The following is a 25,446-nucleotide window of genomic DNA, read 5'->3' as shown; positions in this document are numbered from 1 at the left end:
CCTTGGCATTCAAGAAACGCAAAACAATAACAAGGTGCTGATCATGCGTATCAAAACACTTGCGGCAGCGGTAACGCTGTCCGTTGCAGGACTAACCCTGGCCTCTCCGAGTTTTTCCGCAGAAGCGGAATACACCTTCAAGCTGCACCACTTCCTCCCGCCCATGTCGATGGCGCATTCCAAGTTTCTTCAGCCCTGGGCTGAGAAAATCGAAGCCGAATCGGATGGACGTATCGATATCGAGCTCTACCCCGCCATGCAACTCGGTGGCAAGCCGCCACAGCTGTTTGACCAGGCACGTAAGGGTATCGCCGATATCACCTGGACCGTAGGCGGCTACACCCCGGGCCGTTTCCCCAGTGCCAGTGTCTTCGAGCTGCCGTTCATGCCGGCCAGCGCCAAAGCCACCAGCATGGCGATTCAGGAGTATGCAGAGAAAGAGATGGCTGATGAGCTGAAAGATGTTCATCTGCTGGCGATGCATACCCACGCACCGGGTTCACTGCACTCCCGTGAAAAAGAGATCAAAACCGGTGCCGACCTGGCGGGCATGAAGCTGCGTGCCCCCAACAAGGTGATGGCCGAGGCGTTCTCAACTCTGGAGGCGAGCCCGGTATTCATGCCGGTACCGCAGATGCCAAGCGCACTCTCCAAGGGCGTTCTGGATGTGGCGGTGCTGCCGTTTGAGGTAGTTGCCCCGCTGAAGATTCATGAGCTGGTCAAGCACCACACCGAGATCAAGGGTGATCGCGGCCTGTACGCTCAGTTCTTCCTGTTCAGCATGAACAAGGATGCGTATGAGTCTCTGCCCGCGGATCTGCAGAAGGTGATCGATGATAACTCCGGCCTTGAGCTGGCGGGTCATATCGGTGCCCTTTTCGATGAGTACGAGGCAGTTGGCCGTCAGGCTGCGGTGGATCAGGGCAACAGTTTCTACACCCTGACCCCGGAAGAGACCGCGAAATGGAAACAGTCGATGCAGTCTGTCACCGATGAGTGGATCGAGGACACGGACGAAGGACAGCGTTTGTACGACGAAGCGGTTGACCTGATCAAGAAATATGAAATGCAGGTTAGCGAAGAGTCATGAGTTCTAATACGCCGAATCAATCTGCCGGTCAGGACCGGATCGGCAGGGGATTGGCATGGGTATCCCGCCAGTTTGCGCTGGTGGGAGGCCTGATTATGCTGGCGCTGGCAACGATGACCGTTGTCAGCATCGTCGGTCGCGCCACCATCGGTGTTTCGGTGGAGGGCGACTACGAGCTGGTGGAGTTGGGCCTGGCCGCTGCCGTATTCCTGTTCCTGCCGGAGTGCTATCTCAGGCAGGGTCATGTGGTTGTGGACCTGTTCACGGCTGGATGCAAACCCTCCACGCTGAGGGTGCTGGACAAGATTGCCGATGTGCTGTTCCTGATCGTCTCAGTGGTGCTGGTATGGCGAATGAGTCTCAGTGGTCTGGAGTCACGGGATTACTTCGAACAGACCATGATTCTGAGCATGCCGTTGTGGTGGGTTTACGCCGTTGGGGTGGTCTGCACCGGCCTGATGGCGCTTTGCAGTCTGCACAAGCTGATCTTTTTCCGGGGGCAGCCTAAATGAGTGATATACAGCTTGCCTTCACGATGATGGCACTGCTTCTGGTGCTGATGGGGTTCCGTATTCCCATCGCGCTGTCGATGCTGGGATGTGGCGCACTGGGATATACCCTGCTGGCCGGCGCTCCGGCACTGCTTGAGTATCTCGGTACCGCGCCGGTCGACAAGTTTTCCACCTACGACCTGTCCGTGGTGCCGCTGTTCCTGCTGATGGGCGAACTGGCCACCCGCGCGGGTATTACCGCGGAGCTGTTCCGCACCTGTAACAAATGGGTTGGCCATATGAAAGGTGGCCTGGCCATGGCTGCCGTGTCTGGCTGTGCCGCGTTCGGGGCGATCTGCGGATCTTCCCTGGCGACCGCATCCACCATGGGCAAGGTGGCGCTGCCGGAGATGAAACGCCTGAACTATTCCGGCGGACTCGCGGCTGGCTGTCTCGCGGCTGGCGGTACCCTGGGTATTCTGATTCCGCCGTCCATGGTGCTGATTATTTTCGCCGTGTTGACCGAACAGAATATCTCCAAGATGTTTATTGCGGCATTTATACCAGGTTTCCTGGCTGCGTTCGGCTACATGCTGGCGATCGCCATCTACGTACGTCTGTTCCCGAATACCGGCCCGCGTGGTGAAAAGACCAGCTGGGGCGAGAAGCTGCGTTCGACCAAGGATGTCTGGCATATCTCGATCATCTTCGTGATCGTGCTGGGCGGCATCTACCTGGGCATCTTCACGCCCACGGAGGCGGCCGCTGTCGGTGTCGTGCTTACCGCAGTGCTGGCGTTCACCCACGGTAAAATGAAGCTGGAGGCTTTCAAGGACAGCCTGATCAAAACGGCTGTATCCACGGCGATGATCTTCTTTATCGTTTTCGGTGCAGACCTGTTCAGTGTGTTTATCGCCCTGTCGCAGCTGCCGCAGGCGGGCGTAGAGCTGATCGAGAGCTCCGGCCTGTCACCGTACACGATCCTGATCCTGATGCTGCTCACCTACCTGGTACTGGGCTGCTTCCTGGACAGTCTGGCGATGATCCTGCTGACCATCCCGATCTACTTCCCGATTATCATGTCGATGGACTTCGGTCTGCCAGCGGCGGATGTGGGGATCTGGTTCGGTATTCTCGCGCTGGTGGTTGTAGAGGTCGGTCTGATCACGCCGCCGGTGGGAATGAACGTCTTTATCATCAAGTCGTTCGATCCGTCGCTGCCGATGAAAGACTGCTTCAAGGGCGTGGTGCCTTTCCTGATCTCGGATATCGTCCGCGTCGGGCTGCTGGTGGCTTTCCCGCCGATTACCCTGGCTTTGGTTCATTTACTCTCATAGTAGATGCCCATCCCTAGCGACAATTAAAACCTCGTGTCGCCTTTCAGGGGGAGCTTTGGCTCCCCTTTTTTTCGTGCACCTGGCGAGCCGCTTATTCTGTGCAGGAAAGTAATAGACTTGTGCTGAAAATTTATATGTTTAAACTTAAACAGTTGAGATTGAGATATATAGAATTTTTGCCTTTCTAAAGGCGCGGAGGTGGGATGAGCGGCTCAAACGGAGCAGGAGATGAAATCAAATTCGGGGCGTTGGGAGACATGCTGGGTTATCGGCTCAGGCGTGCCCAGCTGACATTTTTCAGTAACTTCTCGGCAGTCTGTTCCGACCTGGGCGTGAGTCCCGGTCTCTTTGGGGTTCTCTCCATCGCCAAGGAAAATCCCGGCCTTACGCAGACCGCCGTGGCGCAGGCGCTGGGCAATGACCGCTCCGCCATGGTGGCGGCCGTGGACAAGCTGGAAAATCTGAATCTGATCGAGCGCCGCCCCTCCAAGCGTGACCGCCGCTCCTACGCGCTGTATCTGACCGACCACGGCCAGGAGTTCTATCAACAGCTGGTCGATCGCGTTATCAAACATGAAGAGAAACTCTGCGAGCGACTCAAGCCCGGCGAAAAAGAGTGGCTGGTCGAGGTACTGGGACGTTTTTCTGACTAAGCCCGCAACGCTTCACCTCAATTCCAGGCTTCGGCGCCGCCGCTATTAACGCAGGCGTCAGCCGAAGCTTTGCCTATTTCCCTGCCTGCCACAGCATCAGTCGTAAGATGTTTGTCATCTCATTGAAGTAACTTGTGCGATGCCTCTTTCTGTCGAGGTGGCAATAAACCGGGTTTCAGGATGCAGGTAGGGCTTGAGCTCATTTAATTCTATTCAGTCGGCAACGGCCGCGTTTGGCGTGGTGATAATCGGCTTTATCTGGTCGTTCACCTACCATCAGCTGGATGGCATCCGCCAGGAAACACTCGACGCCAAAGCGGCGGAGCAGCGCAATCTGGTCACCATCGCTGCCGAGAATCTGCGCCAGGTGACCGCCCGTGCCCGCCTGATCACTCAGGTGATCGATCCCACCGGCGCGCAGCAGGGTGAGCGTCAGGATACGCTGCAGCTGATCCTGGCCAGCGACCCGGTGTTTACCCGGCTGTCCCTGTTCGATGAGTTCGGATCCCTGCTCTATACCAGCACCTACGGTCGCGGTTCCACGCTACTGCCCAGCGAACTGGAGCGGTTGCAGATCCAGCGGGCGGGTTTTGGCGACCAGGCGATGGTGCTGCGAAGCCCGCGACAGCTCGAAGATCCCTACAGGCCACCGGACTGGCAACTGCCTTTCCTGGCCATGGTGGCCAGATCCGGCGCTACGTCTGCGCGGAATATTGTACTGCTGGAACTGGATCTGGGTTATCTGCTCAGTGTCTACCAGCGCATGGAGTTTGGTCGCAGCAGCCTGATTCAGATCTATGATCCGGAAGGGCGCGAGCGGGTGCGCGCCAGCGCTGCCGGCCTGGTGGTCGGCGGCCAGTCTTTCCCGTCACTGCCGGATACCGGCGCCGGTGGAACCGTGCGGACTGAACAGGCATCAGAGGCGGGAATTCCCTACCAGACCCTGGTGCTGCCAGTACCGGAGCTGGGTCTGAGCATTGTCGTACGCCAGAGTGTCGAAGAAATTCTCACCAGCTTTCGGGCAACTGAGCAGCGTTACCGCAGCGTACTGTTACTGACCACGCTGTTGATCGCAGTGGCGCTGATCTGGCTGCTCTGGATGCAACAGCGGCGTCAGCGCAATCTGCGCGAACTTAGCCGCGCCCATGCAGATAACAACCGCCTGATCGCAAACCTTGAGCAGGAGCACCGGCGCAGCAGCCATGCTGCCTCCACCGACCATCTTACCGGCCTGCTTAACCGGCGCAGTTTTATGCAGCAGGCGGAAGTTATGATGGAGCAGCTGCCCGACGGCCAGCCGTTGGCGGTGCTGTTTATCGACCTGGACCGGTTCAAGTCGGTGAATGACTCCCTCGGCCATCGTACCGGCGACCTGCTGCTGACCGCCGTGGCCTCACGTATTGAAAGCTTTCTTACTGATCAGGACCGCGCCGCCCGCATCGGCGGCGACGAGTTCGTGGTGCTGCTCGGGTCGCGACCGGCCCCGGACGAACTTCCGGCGTACGTGGCGGCGCTGAGAGATCGTCTTAACACAACCTACCAGCTGGAAGATGAACGGGTACATATCAGCCCAAGTATCGGTGTGGCCTGGGCGCCGGATCACGGAGACAGTGTCGAAGAGCTGATCCGTCATGCGGATGTGGCGATGTATGCGGCTAAAAAAGCGGGGCGTGGGCGCTATCGGGTGTTCGAAAAATCCCAACGCAACCACTCGGCGGAGGGGTTCCTGTTGGAACAGCGGTTCGAGCAGGCGCTGCAGCAGCGCGAATTCCGACTGCATTATCAGCCGAAAATGGATCTGCACAGCGGAAAAATTGTCGGTTTTGAAGCGCTGGTGCGCTGGCAACATCCGCAGCTTGGGTTGTTATCGCCGGACCGTTTCATCCCGCTGGCAGAGAGTAGCGGCTTTATTGCCGATCTGGGAGCCGAGGTGCTGTCCATCGCCTGTCATCAACTGCGTCGCTGGCGCTCCATGGATCTCGAAGTGGGGCATATCGCGGTGAACGTGGCGCCACGACAGTTGCAGCAACCGGGCTTTGCAACACAGGTGCTGGCGATTATTGAGCGCGAACGGTTACACCCCGCAGATCTCGAGCTTGAGGTGACCGAAACCGCCATCCTCGATGAAATTCCCCTGGTCATGGAGCAGTTGGATCAGCTCAGCAGGGCTGGTGTGGGCATCGCCCTGGATGATTTCGGCAAGGGTTACGCCGGCTTTGCTCATCTGCAGAAACTGCCGATCAGGACGCTGAAGATCGACCGCGAACTGATCAACGAAATAGGCGTTGCCGGTGACGAACCACCGATTCTGGCGGCCACCCTGGCACTGGCTCAGCGCCTGTCGCTGGTCGTGGTGGCCGAAGGCATAGAGACCGAGGGGCAGCTGGGTTGCCTGCAGCGTCTGGGGTGCACCCTGGGTCAGGGGTATCTGTTTTCAAAACCCCTGGATCTCAGGGATGCGACCCCGTTGTTGAGTATGCTGAGCATGAACTCGGATCAGAAGGAACAGGGGGCCTGATATGATCAAGATCGCACTGCTGGCAATGGCTCTTTGGGTTCAGCCCGTCCTTGCGGCGCAGCAGGATAGCTGCGCAGTGGAACGGCTGCATTTCTCCATGGTGCCGAAAGCGGACCTGGATGGAGAGGTGGAAATTTTTGCCAACCTGGCAGCGCTGCTCTCCAGCGAACTGGATATTCCGGTGGATATAGTCCGTCCGGTCTCCTACGAGTCGGTAGTAAGGGGCGTGGTCGATGGCGGACTGGATATGGCGGTGCTGGGACCGGCGTCCTACGTCCGTGCCCATGAGCAGAATGACCGGGTGGAAGCGTTTGCCTCGATCTCATACGCCGACGGTGTTTTTACCCCGGAAGGGGCCTATTACCAGTCGATCCTTATTGTGCGCGGGGATTCGAACTACCAGCAGGTTGACCAGTTGCAGGGGGCGAGTGTTGCCTTCACCGATCCCGGTAGTACCTCCGGTGAGCTGATACCGTCGACCCAGTTTGCTCGACTGCTGGATATGCCTCTGGATCGGTTTTTCGCTTCGCGTATCTACGCAGGCTCTCACGACCGCGCCATGGAGGCGCTGCTGTCCGGGCAGGTAGCCGCGGCCTTTGTCTCCAGCCGCCGGGCGGATGATTTTCTCGACCAGGGAATCATCGGGCGAGACAGTTTTCGGGTGCTCTGGCGTTCGGAGCCGATCCATTTCGATCCCTTCGTGTTTGGTTCGAAACTCTGTGAGCCGATGCGCAGGCGGATCAGCGAACTGATGCTGTCGGGACATCCTGGCCTGCAGGCCTACCTGGATTCCGAGGGAGCCGAGGCGATTATCCCGGTCGACAACGATGCCTACCGGCCGATCGCCGAACTCAGCCGCTGACCGGGTGGCCGTGGCACTCTTCAAGTGCTGACAGAAACTCCCTTACCAGCCGTGTCGGCGCCGGCGATTTGCGGTACAGGGCGGCAAAGTCGCAGTGGTAGTGGAAGCCGCCCTGTTCCAGGCGGCGCATCTTGCCAAAGCGGATAAAACGTTCGGCATAGTGGTCGGGCAGAAAGCCGATATAGGCGCCGGAGCTAATCAGCGTGGCGATCCCTTCCTGGTCGTTGGCGACGGCGCTTTTCTGAAGATCATGCTGACGCGTGGTTTCCATATTGGGGCTGTGAAAGCTCAGTCCGGCGTAGCGCTGCCGGCGGATCTCATCCGGACTTGCCGTATCGGCGCGCTCAAACAATGGGTGTCCCTCGCCGCAGTAGAGATACATCTGCTCGCCAAACAGCGGGATATACTGGAGGCTGCTTGACGGGCGGTGGGTTGGAATCACGCCCACATGGTAGCGCCCGTCCAGTACCCCTTTTTCGATCAGGTTTACCGGCACTACATGAATGTCGATCTGCACCTCCGGTGCCTGGGAAATAAACCGGTTGATGGCAGCTGGCACCTGGCACTCCGGGTTGCTGACCGTTTTATCGAACATGGCGATCGACAGCTGCCCCTGCAGCGTGCGGTGCATATCGTTCACCTGGTGACGGAACTCCTCGATGGAGGTGATCAGGCGCTGGGCGTATTCGTATATCTGCAGACCTTCCTGGGTCATCGAAAAACCGCCGCGACCGCGCCGGCACAGGGTCATGCCTAGGCGTATCTCCAGGTCCTTGAGGTGGCGGCTGATGGTGGATCGGCCGATATTCAGCTCCAGCTCGGCGGCGCTCAGGCCGCCGGCTTCAACCACTGCCATGAAGATTCTCAGCAGGCGGATATCCGCGTCGCTCAGGTTGCCCAGTAGTGCTCTCATCGAGGCCCTTTTAAAGTTTCGTAAAAATGAAAGTTTGTTTCGATAAAATGTAATTTATCAAACATAAGTGGTTGTCTAAAGTGCATTCCCATCAAGCGATTGCCCATTAACCATTCGGGAATGAAAAGCGATGAACCAGGCTGAACTGGCAGGGCTGACCCAAGCACAGCTCGATGCATACTGGATGCCTTATACATCCAACCGTGAATTCAAGGCCGACCCACGTATCATCACGGCGGCGGAAGGCTGCTACCTGATTGATGCGGAAGGTCGCAGGATCCTCGATGGTCTGTCTGGCCTGTGGACCTGCGGAGCCGGTCATAGCCGTCCCGAAATTCAGGAAGCTGTTGCCAAACAGCTGGGTACCCTGGATTACGCCCCGGCGTTCCAGTACGGCCATCCGCTGGCGTTTCAGCTGGCCGAGAAGGTCGCTTCTCTGGCGCCTGAAGGGCTGAATAAGGTGTTTTTCACCAACTCCGGTTCCGAGTCGGCCGATACCGCCACCAAGATTGCCCGCGCCTACTGGCGGCAGAAAGGCGAAGCGACCAAGACGCGTATCATCGGCCGTGCCAAGGGCTATCACGGTGCCAGCTGGGGCGGTATCAGCTTTGGCGGTATCGGTGGCAACCGCAAACTCTGGGGCCAGGCGATGGAGGCGGATCATCTGCACCACACCTGGCGTCCGGAAATGGCATTCACCAAGGGGATGCCGGAGCAGGGAGCCGACTTTGCCAATGAGCTGGAAGACCTGATCGCGCTGCACGATGCCTCCAACATCGCGGCGGTGATGGTGGAGCCGTTCTCCGGTTCCGCTGGCGTGATCATCCCGCCGGTGGGGTACCTCAAGCGTCTGCGCGAGATCTGTGACCAGCACCGCATTCTGCTGATCTTCGATGAGGTCATTACCGGCTTTGGCCGTGCCGGTGCCATGTTTGGTGCCGACGCCTTCGGCGTGGTGCCGGATATGATCAATGTGGCCAAACAGATTACCAACGGTGCGATTCCGATGGGGGCCGTCATCGTCAAAGACGAGATCCATGATGCGTTTATGGACGCCGGTGGTGCCCATTACAACGTGGAGCTGCCGCACGGCTACACTTACTCGGGGCATCCGGTGGCCTGCGCTGCGGCACTGGCGGCGCTGGATGTGCTGGAAAAAGACAAATTGGTCCCGCGCGTTGCCGAGCTGGCGCCGATCTTCGAAGAGAAGGTGCACAGCCTCAAGGGCAGCAAGCATGTCACCGATATCCGTAACTACGGTTTTGCCGCCGGTCTTACCATCGCCGCGAAACCGGGCGAGCCAACCCGACGTCCCTGGGAGATCGCCATGCAGTGCTGGAAGAAGGGACTCTACGTACGTTACGGCGGCGATACCCTGCAGCTGGGGCTGCCGTTCATCATCGAGACCGATGAGATCGATCAGATCATCAACATCCTCGGTGATGCGATCAACAGCGCTGACTGAGTCGGCGCTGCGCAAAGATCAGGATAGATAAAATTCATATAAGAGTTATCAGAGCGACAGGAGATTCAGGGTGACTAACACAGTTGGACATTTTATCGGTGGCGAAACGGTGTTGACCGGTGGTCGCACCCAGCCGGTTTATAACCCCTCCACCGGCGAAGTCAGCGGAGAAGTAGAGCTGGCCAGTGTTGAAACCGTGGAGCAGGCGATTGCCAACGCCGCGGCGGCCTATCCGGAGTGGCGTAACACTCCCCCGGCCAAGCGCGCCCAGGTAATGTTCCGCTTCAAGATGCTGCTGGAAGAGAAAGCGGATGAGATCTGCGAACTGATCAGCACCGAGCATGGCAAGGTACTGCACGACGCCCGCGGCGAGCTGCAGCGCGGTATCGAAAACGTCGAGTTCGCCTGCGGTATCCCGCAGCTGCTGAAAGGCGAGCACAGCAAAAACGTTGGTCCGAACATCGACAGCTGGAGCGAGTTCCAGCCGCTGGGCGTCGTGGCCGGCATTACGCCGTTCAACTTCCCGGCCATGGTGCCGCTGTGGATGTGGCCGGCGGCGGTTGCCTGCGGTAACACCTTCGTCCTCAAGCCGTCCGAGCGTGATCCCAGCAGTGTGCTGATGATCGCCCAGCTGGCGATGGAAGCGGGTCTGCCCAAGGGCGTGCTGAATGTGGTCAACGGTGACAAGGAGGCGGTGGATACGCTGCTGCAGTCTGACACAGTACAGGCGGTAAGCTTTGTCGGCTCCACGCCGATCGCCCAGTATATCTACGAGCAGGCCGCCGCTAACGGCAAGCGCTGCCAGGCCCTCGGTGGTGCCAAGAACCACTCCGTGCTGATGCCGGATACCGATCTGGATAACGCCGTTAACGCCATGATGGGTGCCGCTTACGGCTCCTGCGGCGAGCGCTGCATGGCGCTGTCTGTCGCTGTCACCGTGGGTGATGAGATCGCTGACAGGCTGGTTGACGCGCTGAAAGAGCAGATTGCCGGCCTGAAAGTGGGTTCCGGTCTTGATAACAGCAACGAGATGGGCCCGCTGATCACCGCTGAGGCGCGTGACCGCGTCAAGGGCTATATCGATGCGGGTGTAGCGGAAGGGGCCGAGTTGGTTGTTGACGGTCGTGACCTGGTGGTCGAGGGGCATGAGAACGGCTACTTCGTCGGTGCGACCCTGTTCGACAAGGTCACCCCGGAGATGAGCATCTACACCGACGAGATCTTCGGTCCGGTGCTGGTGGTTGTCCGAGTCGACAGTCTGGAAGAGGCGATTCAGCTGATCAACGATCACGAATACGGTAACGGCACCTGCATCTTCACCCGTGACGGTGAAGCGGCCCGTTACTTCACCGATCAGATCCTGGTCGGCATGGTGGGCGTCAACGTACCGCTGCCGGTGCCTGTCTCCTACCACAGCTTCGGTGGCTGGAAGCGTTCCCTGTTCGGTGATCTGAGTGCCTACGGTCCGGATGCGGTGCGTTTCTACACCCGTCGCAAGACCATCACCCAGCGCTGGCCTTCCAGCGGTGTGCGCGAAGGCGTGGTTTACTCTTTCCCGAGCTGAGGGCTCCTTCCTCGCTTAGGAAAGGAAGGGCGATAGCGGCGTACAGCCCTGGCAGGTATACTGTGAGGGCGAATTTCGACCGTTTCGGTTGTCCTTCGTAACTTCTGAAGAGGGGGCCTTAGGGTCCCCTCTTTCACGTCTGAAGGTCCGACGTTTATTTCAGAGCGGGCTGATCAGCCCACCTTGCGCTGCGGCGCCGGTGACACTACCGGTGTAATCCTTTCGCGGGATGCGAGAAATTCCGGGCGTGGTTTGCCACCACCGAATGGCTCGACAACCTGGTTGCTGAGGGCGTTGTAGACAAAGAACAGGTTGGAGCGCGGGCTGGCGGTGATATTGCTGTTGGAACCGTGCATCAGGTTGCAGTCGAACAGCAGCACCGAGCCCGCTTTTGCGGCGCTGGAGCGCAGACCGTAGCGCTGCTGGAACTGCTGCAGCGATGCCGCGTCGGGTGTACCCAGGGTCTGAGCCTTCAGGGACTCAAGGTAGTAGTCTTCCGGGGTCTCGCCGACGCAGGCGATATATTCGCGATGGGAGCCGGGCATCACCATCAGCGGGCCGTTGAACTCGGTGTTGTCGGTGAGCAGAATCGATGCGCTAAGGGCCCGCATCCGCGGCATGCCGTCCTCCACGTGCCAGGTTTCAAAGTCGGAGTGCCAGTAGAACTCCTTGCCGCTGAAGCCGGGCTTGAAGTTGAGCCGTGACTGGTGAATATACACCTGGTCATCGAGGATAAAGCGGGCGATATCGGCAATACGCGGGTCTGCGGCCACGCTGGCGTAGAGTTCATTGTTATGGTGAATCTGGAATACCGAGCGCAGGGCGTTGCCGTTGGGCTCGGTGATGGCGGTCTCGCTGGCCAGCAGGTCCGGGTCCTTCTCCATCTGGCCCATTTCGGCGAGAAAGCGTTTTACCTCGGCCTGGCTGAACAGGTCGGGCAGCAGGATGTAGCCGTCCCGCTCGTATTGTTTTAGCTGGGCTTCGCTCAGCGGGGCGTTGTTGAAATTCTGGTTGTACAGCGTCGGATCCTGACGCTCGATGATCTGCGGCTCTTCCTGCTGTCGGGACGGGTAGAGATCTGCAGTGTGGCTCATCTATATCCTCCTTTTTTGTCGGGCGCAGGCAGTGGGCGCACCAGGACTGGGCGGTTGCCGCGCCGGTTTTCAGGTTAAGTCATGAGTCTGTGGGCCTGCGTTTATCGCCGTCAGTCGCGCAGCCGGCATCGACAGCTAAGGCTGGCGATACAGCGGCGGAGCAAAATACAGGGGCAGCGAAATAAATGCCCGGAGCGGAGTTGGTCTGCGGTTTTTCAGTGTTTGCGTTGCCGATTCAAGCGCTGTAATCGACGGATTGACCGGAGCCCTGGCTCCAGAATGATCGCCATCCGAGGCGGCTGAGGGGGGCGGTCGACGGGTCACCGGCGTGGGTGAAACCGACCCGCTCTTGGATTGGTTCAAGAGCTCAGCGGTGCGCCTCAGAGTCAGCAGTCGGGTCAAAATACCGCTGCATCAACTCCCTGACTCGCCGGGTATTCTGAACAGTTAAACCCGGAGAGTCAAAGTGGCGCAGGGCTGGGCCGGCGTCAGTCGTCGATGGTTTCGACCTGAATCGCCATCTTCAGGCAGTGGCTCTCCTCCGGCGCCAGGCGGATGACCCGTTCCCGGGCGTTGCCCGCCTCGATACAGATGAAACCGGTCTCTTCACCGCTGCCCACATCGGCCATGCCGGCGGCGATGTCGGCACCCGGGTTCCAGACGATGGTGGAGGCGCTGGATGACTTGTCGATGCGGATGCGGCGTTTCAGCAGCGGATCGATCAGCGTCACCGGCTGGTCGGTATCGTAGACCCGATCCAGTGGTGGCTGGGGTGCGAGTTCCTCTTCCTGGGTTTTGACCGCGAAGTTCTCCAGCTTGTCCTGGTAACGGTGCGCCCTGAGCCCCTCGATCTGCAGGTTGTCGGCAGCGCCCACCGCGTAATAGGTGTGCAGCGCCTCGGTGATATTGAATGTCTGAGAGCCGGTGTTGCTGGTGGTCAGAGACAGCACCAGTTGTTCGCCCAGCTCGATATCGAGGATCAGTTCGAAGTGGCCGGGCCAGAGCTGCTCGCTGCTGGGCGAGTCGGTCAGGCCCAGCTGCAGGCGCGTTACCTCGGTGTCGGCGAAGCTGGAACGGACCTCCCAGAGTGAGGTGCGGGCAAAGCCGTGAGCGGGCAGCTCCGGGTTTTCAGGGTGATCGCCAAACCAGGGCCAGCAGACCGGAATACCGCCGCGAATCGCTTTACCCAGCTGGTAGCGGCTTGTCGAACTGACCCAGAAAACATCCTGTTTGTATTCGGGTTCGTAACTCAACACCTGGGCTCCCTGAAGGCAGATACGTACGCGCCCGCCAGGCCCTGTCATCTCGCACTCGGGCAGCTGGCCTTCGCCGGCATAAAAACGGATTCGATCCGGCAGGGTGAATGGTTCGAACATCTGTAAGCTCCCGCACTGGCTGTGTCAGGCCTGTGGCCCGATCGGTGGTGGCTGTTTTCGCGCAGTATAACAAAGGCATCGAGCACTGCTTGTGGCTTTGTTCAGTTCATTGTGCAACGCGGCAGGCTGAAAAAAGCTGTGATACTGTCTAATAAACGCAGGAGACAGGAGTGCTGCAGGTATGATTGATCTGGACAAGGCCTATCCCACCGATTTTGTTCTGTTTGGTGCCCGTGGCGACCTGTCGATGCGCAAGTTGTTGCCGGCACTGTTTCAGCTGCATCGCAACGAGCTGCTTAATCCCGATACGCGGATTATCGGTGTCGCCAAGGATTGCAGCAGTGTTGCTGCGTTTCATGATGAAGTCAGCGCCACGCTGAACCGCTTTGTTAAACCGGCGGAGCTGAAAGGCAGCGCCGGACGCGAATTTCTTGAGCGCGTGGAGTTTGTCGGGCTCGACTTCACCGAGGATGCGGGTTACCAGAGACTGGCGCAGCTGGTTGATCATGAGCAGCGGGTGATGGTGAACTACCTTGCCACGCCTCCGGCATTTTTTGGCGAGATCTGTCACCGGCTCCAGGCGGCAGGAGCCATCAGCGATACCAGCCGTATCATTCTGGAGAAGCCGATCGGGCATGACCTGGAAAGCTCTATCAAGATCAACGATACGGTCTGCCAGTATTTCGATGAGAGCCGGGTGTATCGGATCGATCACTATCTTGGCAAGGAAACGGTGCAAAACCTGATAGCACTGCGCTTCGCCAACAACCTGTTCGGCTCTCAGTGGAACCAGAGTCATATCGACCATGTGCAGATCACCGTGGCGGAAACCGTCGGTATCGAGGGGCGCTGGAGTTACTACGACAAAGTGGGGCAGATGCGCGATATGGTGCAGAACCACCTGCTGCAGCTGCTCTGCATGGTGGCGATGGATCCGCCCAGCCAGCTGACCGCCGACGGTATCCGTGATGAAAAGCTCAAGGTGCTTCGCGCGCTGCGTCCGATCGCCGCCGAGGATGTGCATAAAAGCGCCGTGCGCGGCCAGTACACCGCCGGTGCCATCCAGGGGCAGGCATGTCCCGGCTATACGGAGGAAGAGGGCAGTCGGGGACGCAGTAACACCGAGACCTTCGTTGCCCTGCGCCTGAAGATCGACAATTGGCGTTGGGCCAGCGTGCCGTTCTATCTGCGCACCGGCAAGCGGATGCCCACCAAGATGTCGGAAATCGTCATCGTCTATAAGAATCAGCCGCACTACATCTTTGATCCGAAACAGAAAAGCGTGGTGACCAACAAGCTGATTATCCGTCTGCAACCGGACGAGGGGATCCGCCTGCAGGTGGTGACCAAGGAACAGAGCCTGGATAAGGGGATGGCGCTGCAGAGCCGTGGCCTGCATCTGAATTTCTCAGAAGGGGAGGAGGATCACCGCACCCCCGATGCCTACGAGCGGCTTATTCTCGAAGCGTTAAGAGGTAACCAGTCGCTGTTCGTGCGTCGTGACGAGGTGGAAGCGTCCTGGCGCTGGTGCGATGCCCTGATCGAGGCCTGGTCGGATAGCGGCGATGAGGTCAGACCCTATTCGTCAGGCAGCTGGGGACCGATCGGCTCCATCGCACTGATTGAACGCGACGGCCGCTCCTGGCATGAGGGTTAGGCTTGTGTGCCTTTCCCGCCTCGGTGCGGCGGGAAAGGTGCGGGTTTACTGATTGGAAAGCCAGATACTCTGATAAGGCGCCAGGCAGATGGTCGCGCAGCGGTCTGTATAGACCTCGCCGCCTATCAGGTCGGTCCAGTGTGTGGCATTGGGCAGGTTAACCGAAGCCAGGGAGACCTGCTGAGGTCGGTTGGTGATGTTATTGATGGCGAAAATATGCTGGCTGCGGTCGATGCTCTGGCGCCAGAGGGCCACGATTTCGTCACCCAGCTGAAGTGAGTACTGCGACGCGTTGGGATGGAAGGCACGCTGCTTGCGACGCAGTGCGATCAGCACTTTCAGGCTGTTCAGCACCCGGGCGTGGTGGCTTGTTTCATCATCCAGCTGTGCCTCGAGCAGGTCGGCATCCCACTGGTGGCGGTTTATCGCCCGGTTGTGCTGTGACAGTTCCACCCGGCGATAGTCGTTTTCGGTACCCAGGAAGCTGTGGATGTAGAGCGCCGGTATCCCTTCCATCGCCAGCATGATGCTATGGGCGCAGAGGAAACGCTCGACCTGGAACTCATCCTCGCCGGCCTGGGTGCCGCGCATGGCGTCAAACAGCGCCACGTTGATCTCATAGGGGCGCATCTGACCCGTTGCCAGGGTACGCCAGGAAACCTTCGCACCGAACCCTTCCAGGGTGCGTACCAGCTGGTTTACGTCATATTCGCTCAGCAGCCCCTCCACCGGTCTCAGGCCGATGCCATCGTGGGAGGCGATGAAGTTCAGGTAGCAGGTACCCTGTTGTGTCGGCGGCATGGTCATTAGCCAGCTGCGCAGGGCATGGCTGTTGCCGGTGACCAGGGTGTTCACCAGTAGCGGTGGCAGCGAGAAGTTGTAGATGCTGTGCGCTTCATTGGCGTTGCCGAAGTAGGAAAGGTTCTCCAGATTCGGGATGTTGGTTTCTGTGATGATGATCGCACCGGGTGCGGCGTGCTCGATCAGCAGACGCAGCAGACGGATCATCTCATGGGTTTGTGGCAGGTTGATGCAGGGGGTTCCCAGCTCTTTCCACAGGAACGCCACCGCATCGAGACGGAAGATGCGCACACCGTGGTCCAGGTATTTGCGCACTATGCCGGCAAACTCCAGCAGCACATTGGGGTTGGCAAAATCCAGGTCCACCTGGTCATGGCTGAAGGTACACCAGACATAGCGTGTACCGTTGATCGTCTCCACCTCTTTCAGCAGGGGAGAGGTGCGCGGGCGCACCACCTGGGACAGGTCCAAATCCGGTGACGACAGGCGGAAGTAATCCTGGCCCGGATCCTTGCCCGCCTTGAAGTTCTCGAACCAGAGGCTGCGACTGGAGCAGTGGTTGATCACCAGGTCGGACATCAGGTCAAACTCGCCGGCGATCGACTCCACATCGGCCCATTCACCGAGCGCGTCGTTGACCTCGGCGTAGTTGATGACGGCAAAGCCGTCATCGGAGCTCCAGGGGAAAAACGGCAGAATGTGAACCGCCGATATCGAATCGTGCAGACGCTCATGCAGGAAGCGCTTGAGCGTTTCCAGCGGCTTTTTGTCCTTGCGCAACAGGCTGTCACCGTAGGTGATCAGCAGTACATCCTTTTCGCTCCAGAGGTTTTCATGGGGCGCGGGCGGCTCACAGCGGCTGGTCAGCTGCATCGCGTTGAGCAGCTGCTCGCCAAGCAGTTCGTTGTTGCTGCCCGGGTAGATGAAGTTCAGGTGTGCAAGAACGCGCTGGCGCAGCACGTCGAGATCGGACTGGCTCATTCAAAGAACTCCTTGGTGTCAGCCTCAACCGCATCGATCAAGCGATCAAACACATCGGGCATGGCGCTGATGACACGGTTCCAGGAGGGGATAAATGGAGTTTCCATCGGCTTGCTGAGGAAATCCTCGCCGGCACGCATTACGTTGCGGGCAAACATCTCCACGGCCAGTTCTTCATTGTGAATATCGAAATCCAGGCCGTTGATCAGCGCATCGTTGCGGTAGGTTTCAACGAAATCCAGCGCGATGCGGAAGTAGGTCGCCTTCAGCGTGCGGAAGGTCTCGGTGTTGAAGACCACGCCCTGGGTGGCGAGCTTGCGGAACATCGACTTGCTGATGTCGATCGACATCTTGGACAGCCCGGCCTCGGCGTTCTCCGCTGACATCGGCTGGTGCTTGTGGTCGTAGGTGCGGGCGATATCGACCTGGCAGATGCGGTTGTGGGAGTAGTTGCGGTTCATCTCCGACAACATGCCTACTTCCAGCCCCCAGTCGCTGGGAATACGGATGTCGTTGATGACATCACGGCGGAAGGAGAATTCGCCGGCCAGCGGGTAGCGGAAGGAGTCCATGAAATCCAGGTAATCGGTAGGACCAATCACCTTTTTCAGGGCGCGGATCAGCGGCGTGACCAGCAGGCGGCTGACACGACCGTTGATGCGGCCGTCGGCAACGCGGGCGTAGTAACCCTTACAGAACTCATAGTTAAAGTTGGGGTTGGCCACCGGGTAGATGAGCCTTGCCAGCAGGCCGCGGTCGTAGGTGAGGATGTCGCAGTCATGCAGCGCCACGGATTCGCCGCGTCCGGTGGCCAGGGCATAGCCGAGGCAGTACCAGACGTTACGGCCCTTGCCGGGCTCCCGGGGGGCCAGATCCAGATCGCTCAGTTGCTGGTCGATCGCCCGCAGGCGGGGGCCGTCGTTCCACAGCACCCGGTGATGCTGGGGCAGGCGCTCAAAGAACTTGAGTGCACTGCGATACTGCTCTTCATTGGCGCGATCCAGACCGATGACGATTTCGTTGAGGTAGGGGACTTCGCAGAGATCGTCGAGAATCCTCGGCAGTGCCGGGCCCTCCAGTTCGGAATAAAGTGAAGGCAGGACCAGGGACATGGGCCTGCGGCGGCCGTAGTCGGCCAGCTCCTTCTCCAGTTCTGCGACCGGGCGGTCGCAGAGGTTATGCAGGGTGGTGATCACACCGTTCTGATAAAAGTCGCCCATACCTATCTCCTGTATGGCTGAACCTGTTTAGCGGACCTCGAATCTGTTCAGCAGGGTCTGGATAACTTCGTTCCACCCTGCCGGCCCGCTGGCTTTGGAGTAAATCACTTCCGGTGCATTCACTTCCGGCGTTTTTGACGCCGGGTTGGCGATGATGACCGCGATATCGGCGGCGTTGAGCATCGCCTCGTCGTTATGGCTGTCGCCGAGGGCGATCACCGTTGGGGTATCGCCGAGCACGGGTCGATACAGCTGTTTGAGGCGCTCAAGAGCAGCTCCCTTGTCGGCCTCGGCTCCCAGCACGCTGAGGAAACGGCCTCCCTGCAGCGCGTGCAGGCCCTGTTTTTTCAACTCCTCGATAAACAGTTTTTTGTTGGCGTCGCTGTCCTTCCACAACAGGGCCTCACTATAGCGGCGCAGAGCGGCGGCTTCGGCTTCTTCGCGGGCAAGGCCTGTGTTGCTGACCAGTTGATCCAGGCTCCAGTCGGCGAAGGTTTCAAAGCTGAACCGCTCCCGCAGCGGAGTAAGTATGCTGCGGATTTCGTCGAGCTCGACGCCCAGCGGTAACTCCACGAACCCCTCGTTGAAGCTGGTATCCTCGCCGTGCAGCTGGATCTGCTGCTCCGGGATACAGATGGCAGAGCCGTTTTCAATGACAAAGGGGTCGCTGCTGTCGAGCCGGTCACGCAGCAGCATCAGCTCGGCGCGGGTTTTACTCGTATTGGGCACCACAGGCAGCGCGGCAGCGCGGCAACGTTCAAGTGCAGGCAGAGCCGCCTCGAAACTGTAGGTGTCGTGGTCGAGCAGAGTGCCGTCGAGATCGGTCACGATCAGCAGGGGAAGGGGGGCTGGTATCTGTGTCGTATCAGTCATGGGCTTTCGCTGATGACCCTTTTAAGGCACATCGGCTGGTCTCCTGACGGTTTGTTGTTGGCATAAATAAGCGATCTTTGTGCCAAGGGGCACGAATTTGCCGCATTCCCTACTGGTTATAGCAATTTCTACTGCCAGGCGACACCGCACCGGGTTTATGGCTTTGCTTTAGGCCGGTGCAGAAGCCCCGATAGGATTTTTTGATGCACTGAAGTGGTGCGATTATGTGGCTCCGGTTAGCCAAGAGGCTTATAAGTAATTGAACATAAAGTCTGATATATTTTGTTTCTTGGCCGGAATCTGAGCTAACCAGGGAGCAACATGTCGCCATACAATCTAATCCGGGAAATAGACGCCGCACTGGAAAATCTGAATCGTTCGGAGCGCAAGGTGGCGGATGTGATCCTGGCTGACCCCGAGGCGGCGACCCGTGCCTCCATCGCCGTGCTGGCAAAGGCGGCGGATGTCAGTGAGCCCACCGTGAACCGCTTCTGCAAGCGTTTCAACACGGCAGGTTTCCCCGATTTCAAACTGCACCTGGCGCAGGCCCTGGCCAGCGGCGTTCCCTATGTGACACGCAGCGTGGAGCCGGGTGATACGGCAGAGGTCTATACCCCGAAAATTTTCGAGGCGACCATGGCAAGCCTGTCCATCGCCAAGGAACTGATCGACCCGGCTGACGTGAATCTGGCCGTGGACCAGTTGATACAGGCCAAGCAGATCGCCTTCTTTGGTCTGGGCGCCTGTGGTCCCATCGCCAACGATGCGCAGCACAAGTTCTTTCGCTTCAATATCCCCGTGGTGGCCTACGACGACGTACTGATGCAGCGCATGGTGGCGGCGGCGGCTTCCACCGGTGACGTGATCGTTATCTTCTCCAACACCGGCCGTACCCGGGAACTGGTGGAGATCGCCGAGCTGGCCCGCGAGGGCGGTGCCACGGTACTGGGTGTAACCGCTCCCGGTTCGCCCCTGGCAGAGCACTGCAGCGTGGTGCTCGGTATCGATGAGCCGGAGGATACCGACAACTACATGCCGATGATCTCGCGCATCATCCACCTGGTGGTGGTGGATATTCTTGCCACCGGCGTCACTCTGCGCCGTGGTCCCGATTTCCAGTCGCACCTGAAGCGGATCAAGGAAAGCCTCAAGGGTACCCGCTACCCGCTCGACTGAGCGCGACCTGTTGCATCGCGACTTCCACCCCTCAGATATGATTGAATGAGTCTATACCGGTCTTAATTCATGGAGGGGTTTATGCCTACCGTTGTCGTCAATACCCACGCGACCGCTGATGGTCATCGCGTCATGGAAGTGGTGCTTAACGCGGAGCGCTCGTTGAATGCGCTCAGCCAGGTGATGATCGAACAGCTGACTCCCTGCCTCGACGAATGGGCCACAGCGGAGGATGTCCGTGCTGTGGTGCTGCGGGGTGCCGGCGAGAAAGCCTTCTGCGCCGGTGGTGATGTGGTCAGCCTGCACAACCAGATCAAGGATGGCGATCTGGGCGCGCCGCGGCGCTACTTCGAGGCGGAGTACCGGCTCGACCATCAACTGCATATGTTCCCCAAACCGATTATCTGCTGGGCCGACGGCTTCGTTATGGGCGGTGGTATGGGGCTGATGAACGGCTGCAGTCACCGGGTAGTGACGGAGCGGACCCATATGGCGATGCCGGAAGTGACCATCGGCCTGTTTCCGGACGTGGGCGCGAGCTGGTTTCTGAACCGCCTGCCGGGCCGGCTCGGATTGTTTCTGGCACTGACCGGCAACCCGATCAATGCCGCCGATGCGCTTTACCTGGGACTGGCCGACCGTTTTGTCGCCAACGAGCGCTACCAGGATCTGCTGTCACAGCTGATGGCGGCCAGCTGGGACAAACTCAGCGCCGAGACGGTGGTGACGAGCGTGTTAACCGGCCTGGAAACCGAGTCCGAAGTGCTGATGAACCCCCATTCCCCGGTGCGTGACCATTTCGATCTGATCCAGGATATTACCGATCAAGCGGGTGTTCCGGCGCTGGTGGAGGCGCTACTGGCCACCGAAACCAACGATAAGTGGATTGAACGGGCCCAGTCGGCCGTGCAGCACGGCAGTCCGCTGTCGCTCTGGATTATCGAGCGTCAGTTGCGGATCTGCCGCTATCTTTCACTGCGTGAGTGCTTTGCGGCCGAGCTGAATCTGGCGGTGCAGTGCGGTCTTCACCGCGAATTCCCCGAAGGTGTGCGTGCGCTGCTGGTGGACAAGGACAGGACACCGGCCTGGACTTTCCCGTCCGTCGCGGAAGTCGACCCGGCCGCCGTGGACCAGTTCTTTATCCCGCTCTGGGATGAGAACCCACTGGCTGACCTGCCGATGCCGGCGAATGTGCCGGTCTAACCCGGTAAGGTTTTTGCTAATACCAGGCATTGGTCAGTCATTAACAGAGTGTTTGTCAGCCTGTGGTTGCGACACTGCAGATACTTTTTGAGCCGCCCGGTGATCGCCGGGCGCTTACCCGGAGAACCCATCTAAGCGATGAAACGTTTGCGCCTGTCACTGTTGTTGATGTTGCTGGTGCTGCTCAAACCCTTTGATGCAGTACTGGCCGAGCAACTGTGCCCGCAGGCCGTAAGCGAAGCCGTTGTCCAGTGTGACCGGGCCGCTGTGGCCCGCAGCCTGGCGTGCGTGGCCGGCTGCTGCCAGGCTGGATGCCATTTTCAGGTATCACTGATCCCGGCTGTGCTTTCTGAAGGTCCGGGGGGCGATTCGTCCTGGTGGGGCGAAGACCCCGGGGCGGCGACTCTGGCTGGTTATCTCTCTCACCCCCTGCATCCGCCTGCGATCTGATAGTCGTGCCCGGCGATTATCACTTTGTTAAGGACAGGAGTTTTATTGTGAGTAAACAGACAGAACAGCCCCTCAATGTGGAGTTTATCCTGAAACGTCGGCTTAAGCTGACCGGACTATCCGTAGACCCGGAGATAGTGCAGGCCCGCCTGACAGAGCTATCCGGAATAGCCGCGGTTAAATGGCGAGAGCAGCGGCTGGAGCTTCGTTACGACGCTTCCCGGTTACAGCTGGACCAGGTGCTGGAGGTACTGGCTGGCTTTGGTATCAGTCCGCACCGGGGACGTCTGGAGCGGTTGCGCCTCAACTGGTACCGCATGACCGATCGCAATACCTGGGATTCGTCGCGTCATGTGCCGCACTGCTGCAATAAGTCGCCCCGCTAGGCTTTAAAGCCGGCACTTGAATCCCGTGCATACCATCGGGCGGTGGAGGGGCGACCCATCCGCCCGGCTTGGTGCAGAGCGCAACTTTATGCAGTCAGGCCCTGTGTGCAGGGCCGATAAAAGGCTTCAGTGTTGGCCCGCGAGCGGCTACACTAGGGTCCACCTTATCCTGAGCGACATTCTCCGTCGCCGCTACGGTACAACATCTCACTACACATGAAAGAAGACGATATTACTGTTTACCTGCAGCAGTTTTCGCTTGAGCAGCTGGAAAACATCAAGCAGTTGGTCGAGAAGAAAGCGGAAGAAAAGAAGCGTCGTCGCACCGAACCCATGCGTTCGACCAGCGGTCTTCCGCCCAGCCCACCCAAGGATCTGGAAGCACTGGCTGACGCCGCGGACCTGGATATCAGTGGACTGATGCGGGATATCGGGCGTCGCAAACGCTGACATTTCAATCTTCCCAGAGCCAAGCCCCCCGGCTTGTCTTTAAATCCGGCGATGTCGGATAGGCCTCATTGCGTCTTCTTGCGCCTTTTTACCACCTGTGCGTTTTGCTACAAAACGGCGCGTTTTGTCTTGTTTTCGGCCAGGCCTGGCTGGAGGCTATTTCCTAACTATATGAAATAAAGACAAAAAGTGTCTGGAACGAGGTTTGCACCTGTCTAACTGACAATCCAGTTGGATTACAGGGGTAAACCAGATGACTCAAACCAAGCGCAAGGTCGTGATCAACGACACTACACTGAGGGATGGTGAACAGACCGCCGGTGTAGCTTTCAATGCGGATGAAAAGCTCCGTATTGCTGCAGCGCTTGCGCGGGCTGGCGTACCCGAGCTGGAGGTGGGCATTCCCGCCATGGGCGCGGCGGAACGCGATGTGATGCGTGCGATCGCCGCCCAGAGACTCGGTCCCCGCCTTATGGCCTGGTGTCGCATGTGCGACAACGATCTCGACTCCGCGACCGGTACCGGTGTGGATCGAGTCGATCTCTCCATCGCTGCCTCAGACCAGCAGATCTCTCACAAACTGCGCCGCGACCGGCACTGGGTGCTGGCCCAGATCGACCGCCAGGTACGCAGAGCCCTGGACCTCGGTTTTGAGGTCTGCCTCGGTTGCGAGGACGCCTCCCGTGCCGATATCGACTTCCTGCGCGAGATGATGACGGTGGCCGAAAAGGCCGGTGCCCGTCGCATCCGCTATGCCGATACCCTCGGCATTCTTGAACCCTTCTCCGTCCTTTCCCAGATGCAGACCCTGAGAGCGCACAGCGATCTCGAGATCGAGATGCACGCCCATGATGACTTGGGCCTTGCCACCGCCAATACCCTGGCGGCGGTGATGGGCGGGGCGACCCATATCAACACCACCGTAAACGGGCTTGGTGAGCGCGCAGGCAATGCGGCGCTGGAGGAGGCGGTGGTTGGTCTGCATCAGCTTTACGGTATCAGCACAGGTGTCGATATCGCCCAGTTATCGAGCCTGTCCGCGCTGGTCGAAGCGGCCTCTGGCCGCGCTGTGCACTGTCAGAAAAGTGTTGTGGGCAGTCATGTCTTTACCCACGAGTCAGGCATCCACACCGATGGGCTGCTGAAGGATTTTCGCAATTATCAGGGGCTCGATCCCGTGTTGCTCGGTCGCTCCCATGAGCTGGTACTGGGCAAACACTCAGGTACCAGTGCAGTGATCCATGCCTACGGCCTGCTCGGCATCACGCTGGATCGTGACGATGCGGCGGGTCTTCTGGAGCAGATCCGCACCTATGTCACCCGCACCAAGAAGGCGCTTACGCCGATGGAGCTGCAACAGCTGCACCTTAATTCTCTCAATGCCGAAGGAGGACTTCAGTATGAAGCCGGAAACTGAACGCACCGAAGAGCAGAAACGTCACCAGGCCGAAGATCAACATGCGGCGGCCATGAAGCGCCACCTGATTCTCAGCGGCTTTGTCATGGGGCGGGGTACGCCGGTGGCGCACCCGGTTCATCGCCGCCCGGGCAAGTAAGGAGCCCGCCATGAACGCCGGTCTGAACACAGTGCCCGTGGTAAAGAAGAGTCTCTTTTCCAGCTGGAAAGAGGATGTCGGATGCGTCTTTCAGCGCGATCCCGCCGCGCGTAACCGCCTGGAGGTGCTGACCACCTACCCGGGGGTGCATGCAGTGATCATGCACCGTCTGGCACACCGGCTCTGGTGCTCGAACTGGCGCTACCCGGCACGGTTGATCGCCTATCTGATGCGGTTATTGACCAACGTGGATATTCACCCGGGGGCGAAGATCGGTGACCGGCTGTTTATCGATCACGGTGCCTGCGTGGTGATCGGTGAGACGGCCATAGTCGGCCAGGATGTGACGCTCTATCACGGCGTGACCCTGGGCGGTACCAGCTGGAACAAGGGACGGCGTCACCCCACTCTGGGTGACCGGGTGCTGATCGGAGCCGGCGCCAAGATTCTGGGGCCGATCACCATCGCCAGCGATGCGCGGGTGGGGGCCAACTCGGTAGTGGTCCAGGATGTGCCCGAGGGCAGTACCGTGGTTGGCATTCCCGGTCGGATTGTGTCTGACCAGCCGGTTAATAGCGGTGAGGGCGGCATCAACCTCAATCATCACCTGATTCCCGATCCTGTAGGTCGCGCAATCGCCTGCCTGCTGGAGCGTATCGACACACTGGAGGCGCGGCTGGAAACGGATGGCCGCCTCGAACCCGACTACCAGGCCAGGTATTTCAGCAACTGCTCGCCCGCCAGCGAGATCTGCGAAAACGACTGTGCCGGTGGCAAGCAACACTTTTCCTGAGGGGATAGCGATGGACCTGCATGATTTCGACGTGAACGACCTGTACTTCGAGTCACCACCGCAAGCGCGTGTTCTGGGGCTGATTGAACAGGCCGCCGAAGCCTATGGCGAAGGCGAGGCTGAGCCCTTCCTGCTCGAAGCCCAGCAGCTGGCACCGGAAAACCTGATGGTCCATGTGGCGCTCTATCGCTTCTATTACTACCAGCACCGTTACGCCGATGCCCTCACTATTGCCGAAGGTGCCATCGATCTGTCCGGCCGGATGTTCGGATACCGCGGCCACTGGCGGCAGATGAACCTGGATATTCTCGCCCACGGCATGATTCAGTCGTTCAGCATGGTGCGTTTTTATCTGTTGGCGCTGAAAGGCTCGGGCTATCTGCAGATGCGCATGGGCGAGATCGAATCCGGCATCGAACGTCTGGAAAAGGTGCGTGAACTGGACACCGCCGATCGCCTCAATGTCGCCATGCTGCTCGAGGTGGCCTACAACCGCATGGGAATTTATTCACTGTCACAGCGCATGAGCGCGTAAGG

Annotated in this window: 24 protein-coding genes; 18 read left to right on the top strand and 6 right to left on the bottom strand. The window is 59.1% G+C overall.

Annotated features, from left to right (window positions below; all coding sequences use genetic code 11):
• Nucleotides 1-43: 43 nt before the first annotated feature.
• The 6 genes from ACQUQP_RS15720 to ACQUQP_RS15695 all read left to right on the top strand — a co-directional run bounded on the left by ACQUQP_RS15720 (nt 44) and on the right by ACQUQP_RS15695 (nt 6,951).
• Nucleotides 44-1,090 carry a TRAP transporter substrate-binding protein gene (locus ACQUQP_RS15720; protein WP_432695975.1) on the top strand — a complete coding sequence of 349 codons (1,047 nt, stop codon included), beginning with the start codon at nt 44-46 and terminating at the stop codon, nt 1,088-1,090.
• The gene (locus ACQUQP_RS15715) at nt 1,087-1,602 is read left to right on the top strand and encodes a TRAP transporter small permease (RefSeq protein WP_432695974.1); all 516 of its coding nucleotides are present in this window, start codon (nt 1,087-1,089) and stop codon (nt 1,600-1,602) included. The genes ACQUQP_RS15720 and ACQUQP_RS15715 overlap by 4 nt, the downstream gene beginning before the upstream one ends.
• The gene (locus ACQUQP_RS15710) at nt 1,599-2,918 is read left to right on the top strand and encodes a TRAP transporter large permease (protein ID WP_432695973.1); all 1,320 of its coding nucleotides are present in this window, start codon (nt 1,599-1,601) and stop codon (nt 2,916-2,918) included. Before ACQUQP_RS15715 ends, ACQUQP_RS15710 begins: the two co-directional genes overlap by 4 nt.
• Before the next feature lie 203 nt (nt 2,919-3,121).
• Nucleotides 3,122-3,571: a MarR family winged helix-turn-helix transcriptional regulator gene (locus ACQUQP_RS15705; RefSeq protein WP_432695972.1), complete on the top strand. Its 450-nt coding sequence runs from the start codon at nt 3,122-3,124 to the stop codon at nt 3,569-3,571.
• A gap of 193 nt (nt 3,572-3,764) precedes the next feature.
• Complete coding sequence (locus ACQUQP_RS15700; RefSeq protein ID WP_432695971.1) at nt 3,765-6,089, top strand: putative bifunctional diguanylate cyclase/phosphodiesterase; 2,325 nt, start codon at nt 3,765-3,767, stop codon at nt 6,087-6,089.
• A gap of 1 nt (nt 6,090) precedes the next feature.
• The gene (locus tag ACQUQP_RS15695) at nt 6,091-6,951 is read left to right on the top strand and encodes a phosphate/phosphite/phosphonate ABC transporter substrate-binding protein (protein ID WP_432695970.1); all 861 of its coding nucleotides are present in this window, start codon (nt 6,091-6,093) and stop codon (nt 6,949-6,951) included.
• Here ACQUQP_RS15695 and ACQUQP_RS15690 read toward each other — a convergent pair.
• Nucleotides 6,941-7,864 (bottom strand): LysR family transcriptional regulator, encoded by a 924-nt coding sequence (locus ACQUQP_RS15690; protein WP_432695969.1) that lies wholly within the window; start codon nt 7,862-7,864, stop codon nt 6,941-6,943. The two genes, ACQUQP_RS15695 and ACQUQP_RS15690, sit on opposite strands and share 11 nt — an antisense overlap.
• A 130-nt stretch (nt 7,865-7,994) precedes the next feature.
• Between ACQUQP_RS15690 and ACQUQP_RS15685 the strand changes: the two genes are divergently transcribed.
• Both ACQUQP_RS15685 and ACQUQP_RS15680 read left to right on the top strand, forming a co-directional pair.
• Complete coding sequence (locus ACQUQP_RS15685) at nt 7,995-9,329, top strand: aspartate aminotransferase family protein (RefSeq protein ID WP_432695968.1); 1,335 nt, start codon at nt 7,995-7,997, stop codon at nt 9,327-9,329.
• A 70-nt stretch (nt 9,330-9,399) separates the two neighbouring features.
• Complete coding sequence (locus tag ACQUQP_RS15680; RefSeq protein ID WP_432695967.1) at nt 9,400-10,893, top strand: CoA-acylating methylmalonate-semialdehyde dehydrogenase; 1,494 nt, start codon at nt 9,400-9,402, stop codon at nt 10,891-10,893.
• Between the two features lie 173 nt (nt 10,894-11,066).
• On the opposite strand, the gene thpD is transcribed toward ACQUQP_RS15680, so the two are convergent.
• Together thpD and ACQUQP_RS15670 are read right to left on the bottom strand one after the other, a co-directional pair.
• Nucleotides 11,067-11,987, bottom strand: coding sequence for an ectoine hydroxylase (thpD, locus tag ACQUQP_RS15675; RefSeq protein WP_432695966.1), 921 nt, complete (start codon nt 11,985-11,987; stop codon nt 11,067-11,069).
• Nucleotides 11,988-12,475: 488 nt separating this feature from the next.
• On the bottom strand, nt 12,476-13,363 hold the full coding sequence (locus ACQUQP_RS15670) for a D-hexose-6-phosphate mutarotase (RefSeq protein WP_432695965.1): 888 nt from the start codon (nt 13,361-13,363) through the stop codon (nt 12,476-12,478).
• A gap of 181 nt (nt 13,364-13,544) precedes the next feature.
• On the opposite strand from ACQUQP_RS15670, the gene zwf reads away from it, so the two are divergent.
• A complete protein-coding gene (gene zwf / locus ACQUQP_RS15665; protein ID WP_432695964.1) occupies nt 13,545-15,020 on the top strand; it encodes a glucose-6-phosphate dehydrogenase in 1,476 nt (491 codons plus the stop codon).
• A 45-nt stretch (nt 15,021-15,065) separates the two neighbouring features.
• Here zwf and ACQUQP_RS15660 read toward each other — a convergent pair whose 3' ends face one another.
• From ACQUQP_RS15660 to ACQUQP_RS15650, 3 genes are read right to left on the bottom strand one after another with little or no spacing between them, the layout of a single operon-like run.
• On the bottom strand, nt 15,066-16,802 hold the full coding sequence (locus ACQUQP_RS15660; RefSeq protein WP_432695963.1) for a sugar phosphorylase: 1,737 nt from the start codon (nt 16,800-16,802) through the stop codon (nt 15,066-15,068).
• A complete protein-coding gene (locus ACQUQP_RS15655) occupies nt 16,799-18,022 on the bottom strand; it encodes a glycosyl transferase (RefSeq protein WP_432695962.1) in 1,224 nt (407 codons plus the stop codon). Before ACQUQP_RS15655 ends, ACQUQP_RS15660 begins: the two co-directional genes overlap by 4 nt.
• 27 nt (nt 18,023-18,049) lie before the next feature.
• Nucleotides 18,050-18,895, bottom strand: a complete 846-nt coding sequence (locus ACQUQP_RS15650) for an HAD-IIB family hydrolase (protein ID WP_432695961.1) — start codon at nt 18,893-18,895, stop codon at nt 18,050-18,052.
• Between the two features lie 321 nt (nt 18,896-19,216).
• Here ACQUQP_RS15650 and ACQUQP_RS15645 point away from each other — a divergent pair, with 321 nt between their 5' ends.
• The 9 genes from ACQUQP_RS15645 (at nt 19,217) to ACQUQP_RS15605 (ending at nt 25,444) form a co-directional block, all read left to right on the top strand.
• Nucleotides 19,217-20,071 (top strand): MurR/RpiR family transcriptional regulator, encoded by an 855-nt coding sequence (locus tag ACQUQP_RS15645; protein WP_432695960.1) that lies wholly within the window; start codon nt 19,217-19,219, stop codon nt 20,069-20,071.
• A gap of 81 nt (nt 20,072-20,152) precedes the next feature.
• Nucleotides 20,153-21,274: an enoyl-CoA hydratase/isomerase family protein gene (locus tag ACQUQP_RS15640; protein WP_432695959.1), complete on the top strand. Its 1,122-nt coding sequence runs from the start codon at nt 20,153-20,155 to the stop codon at nt 21,272-21,274.
• 138 nt (nt 21,275-21,412) lie between these two features.
• A complete protein-coding gene (locus ACQUQP_RS15635; protein WP_432695958.1) occupies nt 21,413-21,724 on the top strand; it encodes a hypothetical protein in 312 nt (103 codons plus the stop codon).
• A 47-nt stretch (nt 21,725-21,771) separates the two neighbouring features.
• Entirely contained in the window at nt 21,772-22,110 is a 339-nt protein-coding gene (locus tag ACQUQP_RS15630) for a hypothetical protein (protein ID WP_432695957.1), read from the top strand.
• A gap of 216 nt (nt 22,111-22,326) precedes the next feature.
• Complete coding sequence (locus ACQUQP_RS15625) at nt 22,327-22,560, top strand: hypothetical protein (protein ID WP_432695956.1); 234 nt, start codon at nt 22,327-22,329, stop codon at nt 22,558-22,560.
• 253 nt (nt 22,561-22,813) lie between these two features.
• On the top strand, nt 22,814-23,977 hold the full coding sequence (gene nifV / locus ACQUQP_RS15620) for a homocitrate synthase (RefSeq protein ID WP_432695955.1): 1,164 nt from the start codon (nt 22,814-22,816) through the stop codon (nt 23,975-23,977).
• A complete protein-coding gene (locus tag ACQUQP_RS15615; RefSeq protein ID WP_432695954.1) occupies nt 23,961-24,116 on the top strand; it encodes a hypothetical protein in 156 nt (51 codons plus the stop codon). Before nifV ends, ACQUQP_RS15615 begins: the two co-directional genes overlap by 17 nt.
• Before the next feature lie 10 nt (nt 24,117-24,126).
• Nucleotides 24,127-24,909 (top strand): serine O-acetyltransferase, encoded by a 783-nt coding sequence (cysE, locus tag ACQUQP_RS15610; RefSeq protein ID WP_432695953.1) that lies wholly within the window; start codon nt 24,127-24,129, stop codon nt 24,907-24,909.
• A 10-nt stretch (nt 24,910-24,919) separates the two neighbouring features.
• On the top strand, nt 24,920-25,444 hold the full coding sequence (locus ACQUQP_RS15605) for a hypothetical protein (RefSeq protein WP_432695952.1): 525 nt from the start codon (nt 24,920-24,922) through the stop codon (nt 25,442-25,444).
• The last annotated feature ends 2 nt before the right edge of the window (nt 25,445-25,446 follow it).

The sequence above is a fragment of the Marinobacterium sp. YM272 genome, from assembly GCF_050908845.1.
Classification (GTDB): domain Bacteria; phylum Pseudomonadota; class Gammaproteobacteria; order Pseudomonadales; family Balneatricaceae; genus Marinobacterium_D.
The sequence above is the reverse complement of the archived record's forward strand: the minus strand, read 5'-3'. Positions and strand labels throughout refer to the sequence as shown.

Bases quoted from the DNA above. Each gene is read 5' to 3' on its own strand.
- ACQUQP_RS15720 (WP_432695975.1), top strand. From the start codon at position 44: ATGCGTATCAAAACACTTGCGGCAGCGGTAACGCTGTCCGTTGCAGGA.
- ACQUQP_RS15715 (WP_432695974.1), top strand. From the start codon at position 1,087: ATGAGTTCTAATACGCCGAATCAATCTGCCGGTCAGGACCGGATCGGC.
- ACQUQP_RS15710 (WP_432695973.1), top strand. From the start codon at position 1,599: ATGAGTGATATACAGCTTGCCTTCACGATGATGGCACTGCTTCTGGTG.
- ACQUQP_RS15705 (WP_432695972.1), top strand. From the start codon at position 3,122: ATGAGCGGCTCAAACGGAGCAGGAGATGAAATCAAATTCGGGGCGTTG.
- ACQUQP_RS15695 (WP_432695970.1), top strand. From the start codon at position 6,091: ATGATCAAGATCGCACTGCTGGCAATGGCTCTTTGGGTTCAGCCCGTC.
- ACQUQP_RS15690 (WP_432695969.1), bottom strand. From the start codon at position 7,864: ATGAGAGCACTACTGGGCAACCTGAGCGACGCGGATATCCGCCTGCTG.
- ACQUQP_RS15685 (WP_432695968.1), top strand. From the start codon at position 7,995: ATGAACCAGGCTGAACTGGCAGGGCTGACCCAAGCACAGCTCGATGCA.
- thpD (WP_432695966.1), bottom strand. From the start codon at position 11,987: ATGAGCCACACTGCAGATCTCTACCCGTCCCGACAGCAGGAAGAGCCG.
- ACQUQP_RS15670 (WP_432695965.1), bottom strand. From the start codon at position 13,363: ATGTTCGAACCATTCACCCTGCCGGATCGAATCCGTTTTTATGCCGGC.
- zwf (WP_432695964.1), top strand. From the start codon at position 13,545: ATGATTGATCTGGACAAGGCCTATCCCACCGATTTTGTTCTGTTTGGT.
- ACQUQP_RS15660 (WP_432695963.1), bottom strand. From the start codon at position 16,802: ATGAGCCAGTCCGATCTCGACGTGCTGCGCCAGCGCGTTCTTGCACAC.
- ACQUQP_RS15655 (WP_432695962.1), bottom strand. From the start codon at position 18,022: ATGGGCGACTTTTATCAGAACGGTGTGATCACCACCCTGCATAACCTC.
- ACQUQP_RS15650 (WP_432695961.1), bottom strand. From the start codon at position 18,895: ATGACTGATACGACACAGATACCAGCCCCCCTTCCCCTGCTGATCGTG.
- ACQUQP_RS15645 (WP_432695960.1), top strand. From the start codon at position 19,217: ATGTCGCCATACAATCTAATCCGGGAAATAGACGCCGCACTGGAAAAT.
- ACQUQP_RS15640 (WP_432695959.1), top strand. From the start codon at position 20,153: ATGCCTACCGTTGTCGTCAATACCCACGCGACCGCTGATGGTCATCGC.
- ACQUQP_RS15635 (WP_432695958.1), top strand. From the start codon at position 21,413: ATGAAACGTTTGCGCCTGTCACTGTTGTTGATGTTGCTGGTGCTGCTC.
- ACQUQP_RS15625 (WP_432695956.1), top strand. From the start codon at position 22,327: ATGAAAGAAGACGATATTACTGTTTACCTGCAGCAGTTTTCGCTTGAG.
- nifV (WP_432695955.1), top strand. From the start codon at position 22,814: ATGACTCAAACCAAGCGCAAGGTCGTGATCAACGACACTACACTGAGG.
- ACQUQP_RS15615 (WP_432695954.1), top strand. From the start codon at position 23,961: ATGAAGCCGGAAACTGAACGCACCGAAGAGCAGAAACGTCACCAGGCC.
- cysE (WP_432695953.1), top strand. From the start codon at position 24,127: ATGAACGCCGGTCTGAACACAGTGCCCGTGGTAAAGAAGAGTCTCTTT.
- ACQUQP_RS15605 (WP_432695952.1), top strand. From the start codon at position 24,920: ATGGACCTGCATGATTTCGACGTGAACGACCTGTACTTCGAGTCACCA.